3 protein-coding genes are annotated in these 3,534 nt (G+C 72.5%); 2 read left to right on the top strand and 1 reads right to left on the bottom strand.

Going from position 1 to position 3,534, the window contains the following annotated elements:
- Positions 1-231: 231 nt before the first annotated feature.
- The gene (locus tag FXF50_RS29010; RefSeq protein WP_148432107.1) at positions 232-540 is read right to left on the bottom strand and encodes a hypothetical protein; all 309 of its coding nucleotides are present in this window, start codon (positions 538-540) and stop codon (positions 232-234) included.
- 91 nt (positions 541-631) lie between these two features.
- On the opposite strand from FXF50_RS29010, the gene gdhA reads away from it, so the two are divergent.
- A complete protein-coding gene (gene gdhA, locus FXF50_RS29005; protein WP_148432108.1) occupies positions 632-1,969 on the top strand; it encodes an NADP-specific glutamate dehydrogenase in 1,338 nt (445 codons plus the stop codon).
- 165 nt (positions 1,970-2,134) lie between these two features.
- Entirely contained in the window at positions 2,135-3,493 is a 1,359-nt protein-coding gene (locus tag FXF50_RS29000) for a S9 family peptidase (RefSeq protein ID WP_148432106.1), read from the top strand.
- Positions 3,494-3,534 lie beyond the last annotated feature (41 nt).

Below are 3,534 nucleotides of genomic sequence, written 5' to 3'. Positions count from 1 at the left end.
GGGGAAAGTCTTGGGGGGATCATCCGGCGTGCGGGGCAGGGCCTCTTCGTCGCGCCGGGACCATGTACAACGACCGGCGGCCCACCATCATTCCGGGCCCGGGACACCCGCGTCGGCGGGCGTCCTCCTCGGTCGTTCACGGGGATACAACGACCCCGACCCGCCCGCCATTCCGCCGCCAGAGTGCCGCCGACCACCCCCGAAACGGACATCCCACGCAGCCGACCGGATTCAGGCCAGGCGGGTGCGGGCCTTCTCGGCGCAGGCCGACACCACGGCCCGGGCGTCCAGGCCGAGGCTCTCGATCGCCACCAGGGCGGTGAACGCGACATCCGCCAGTTCGGCGGCCACGTCCCCGCGGGTGTGCGTGACACCCTTGCGGGGGTTCTGGCCGAGCACCCCGATCCACGCGGCGGCCGCCTCCCCCGCCTCCTCGGTGAGCTTGAGCAGGCGGACGGTCAGCTCGGCGTCCCCGGTGCCGTTGGCCGCGTCCAGCCAGGCACGGGCGTCCCGGGCCGTCTCCCAGATCAACTCGTCCATCCGACCAGTGAACCGGACGGCGGTGACGATCCGTACCCGGGGGCGGTGCGGCGACGAGGCCGGCACCGGGACCGGAAGGGGCGTGTCCGTGATGCCGGAGACCGTCGAGACGGTGTTCGCGAACGTGGTCAAGCGGAACCCGGGTGAGCCCGAGTTCCACCAGGCGGTCCGGGAGGTGCTGGAGAGCATCGGGCCGGCCCTGGCCCGTCACCCCGAGTACGCGCACGCCTGCGTCATCCAGCGGATCTGCGAGCCGGAGCGGCAGGTCATCTTCCGGGTGCCGTGGGAGGACGACCACGGCCGGGTCCGGGTGAACCGCGGTTTCCGGGTGGAGTTCAACAGCGCGCTGGGCCCGTTCAAGGGCGGACTGCGCTTCCACCCGTCGGTCTACCTGGGGATCGTGAAGTTCCTCGGCTTCGAGCAGATCTTCAAGAACGCGCTGACCGGCCTGCCGATCGGCGGCGGGAAGGGTGGCGCGGACTTCGATCCGAAGGGCCGCTCGGACCGGGAGGTGATGCGGTTCTGCCAGAGCTTCATGACCGAGCTGTACCGGCACATCGGCGCGCAGACCGACGTGCCGGCCGGGGACATCGGGGTGGGTGGCCGGGAGATCGGTTACCTGTTCGGCCAGTACAAGCGGATTACCAACCGGTACGAGTCGGGTGTGCTGACCGGCAAGGGGCTGGCGTACGGGGGCGCGCAGGTGCGGCGGGAGGCGACCGGCTACGGGGCGGTGTTCTTCGCCGAGGAGATGCTGAAGCAGACCGGTGACAGCCTGGACGGCAAGCGGGTGGTGGTCTCCGGCTCCGGCAACGTGGCCATCTACGCGATCGAGAAGGTGCACCAGCTCGGCGGCACGGTCGTGGCCTGCTCCGACTCGGACGGGTACGTGCTCGACGAGAAGGGCATCGACCTGGCCCTGCTGCGTGAGCTGAAGGAGGAACGCCGGGCCCGCCTCGACGACTACGTGCGGCACGTGCCGCACGCCGTGGCGGTCTCCGGTCGTACCGTCTGGGAGGTGCCCTGCGATCTCGCGCTGCCCTGTGCGACGCAGAACGAGATCGGCGGCGCGGAGGCCGCGGCGCTGGTGGCCGGCGGCTGCATCGCGGTGGTCGAGGGGGCGAACATGCCCACCACGCCGGAGGCGGTGCGGATCCTGGGCCGGGCCGGAGTGCGGTTCGCGCCCGGCAAGGCGGCCAACGCCGGCGGGGTGGCGGTGAGCGCGCTGGAGATGCAGCAGAACGCCAGCCGTGACTCGTGGACGTTCGCCCAGTCGGAGCAGCGGCTGCGCGAGACGATGCGGGACATCCACGCCCGCTGCTGGGCCACCGCCGAGGAGTACGGCCTGCCGGGCGACTACGTGGCCGGCGCGAACATCAACGGGTTCCGGCGGGTCGCGGAGGCGATGCTGGCGCACGGTCTGGTGTGAGCGGCCCCTGTGGGCGGACCGGGCGGACCTGGCTGACCGTTCGGTCAGTCAACGATTGACAGGTGTCGAGGCCGAGCTTAGGTTCAGGGCGCTACCGGCCGGTAGGCATCCGTCCCGCCTGGCCGCCCCCGTCCCGGGGCGGCACCCGTCCCCGGGGGAGCAACGATGCTGACCTCATCCACCCGCCTCCTGCGCCGGCTGTTCGCCGCCGGCGCGGCCCTCACCCTCACGGTCGGCCTCGCCGGCGCCGCGCCCGCCCTCGCGGCCGACGACGGCAGCCAGCCGCTGCCCGGCTACACCATCAGCAACCCGCCGCTCGCGCCGCTGGTCGTCGACGGCGCCGCCACCACCGTCCGGCAGGGCGTGCACGAGCACGCCGGCTACGTGATCGAGACCCCCGCCCGGTGGAACGGCGAGCTCGTGATGTGGGCGCACGGCTACCGCGGCCAGGGCACCGTGCTCTCCCCCGAGCCGCCGGGCTACAACCTGCGGCAGCGGCTGCTGGCGCAGGGGTACGCCTGGGCATCGTCCTCGTACGACCGCAACGGCTACGACATCCGCTCCGGCGTGCTCGGCACCCGGGCGCTGGCCGACTTCTTCGCCGACACGGTGAAACGGCCGAATCGGGTGTACATCGCGGGCGTCTCCATGGGCGGGCACATCATCGGCCGCTCGCTGGAGCAGTACCCCGGCTACTACGACGGTGCGCTGCCGATGTGCGGGGTGCTCGGCGACCACGAGCTGTTCGACTTCTTCCTCGACTACAACCTCGTCGCGCAGGCCCTCGCCGGGGTGCCCGCGTACCCGACGCCCGACGACTACCTGACCAACGCCGTCCCACGGATCCAGGTGGCGCTCGGGCTGGCCGGGCTGAAGCCGGGCGGCCCGGACACCACGAACGACATCGGCAAGCAACTGCGGGCCATCACCGTCGAGCGGTCCGGCGGCCCGCGGCCCGGCGCCGACGCCGCCTTCGCGGTGTGGAAGGACTTCCTGTTCAGCATCACCACCACCGACGGTGGCGACTCCCCCGCCCAGCGGCCCGGCCAGCTCGCCACCAACCTGCTGACCCGCTACTCCCCGAACAGCCCGGTGAACGTCAACGCCACGGTGCAGCGGGTCGCCCCGGAGAACCTGCGGCAGCGGCTGTCCCCGACCCTGACCGAGGTGCCGCGGATCAGCGGCCGGCCGACGGTGCCGGTGCTCAGCCTGCACGACCTCGGCGACCTCTTCGTGCCGTTCAGCATGGAGCAGGCGTACGCCCGCGACACGGCGTGGCACGGCCGCAGCCGGCTGGTCGTGCAGCGGGCGGTCCGGGCCGCGCAGCACTGCGAGTTCAGCCCGGCCGAGGCCGGCGCCGCCTGGGACGACCTGGTTTCCTGGGTACGCACCGGCCAGCGCCCGGCCGGCGACGCGGTCACCGATCGGAAGGCGGTGGCGGCGCCGGACTTCGGCTGCCGGTTCAGCGACCCGGCAGCCTGGGCCGCCGGCTCGGGGACGCGTCGCCTGTACCCGCCCTGCTGACCGCTCCTTGAAACGCAACTGGCCGGCACCCCCTTGGTTCG

Source organism: Micromonospora sp. AP08 (genome assembly GCF_008085935.1).
GTDB classification, from domain to species: domain Bacteria; phylum Actinomycetota; class Actinomycetes; order Mycobacteriales; family Micromonosporaceae; genus Micromonospora; species Micromonospora chersina.
This window is presented reverse-complemented; position numbering and strand designations above follow the sequence as displayed.

Coding starts and splice junctions, on each gene's coding strand:
- FXF50_RS29010 (WP_148432107.1), bottom strand. CDS start 540: ATGGACGAGTTGATCTGGGAGACGGCCCGGGACGCCCGTGCCTGGCTG.
- gdhA (WP_148432108.1), top strand. CDS start 632: ATGCCGGAGACCGTCGAGACGGTGTTCGCGAACGTGGTCAAGCGGAAC.
- FXF50_RS29000 (WP_148432106.1), top strand. CDS start 2,135: ATGCTGACCTCATCCACCCGCCTCCTGCGCCGGCTGTTCGCCGCCGGC.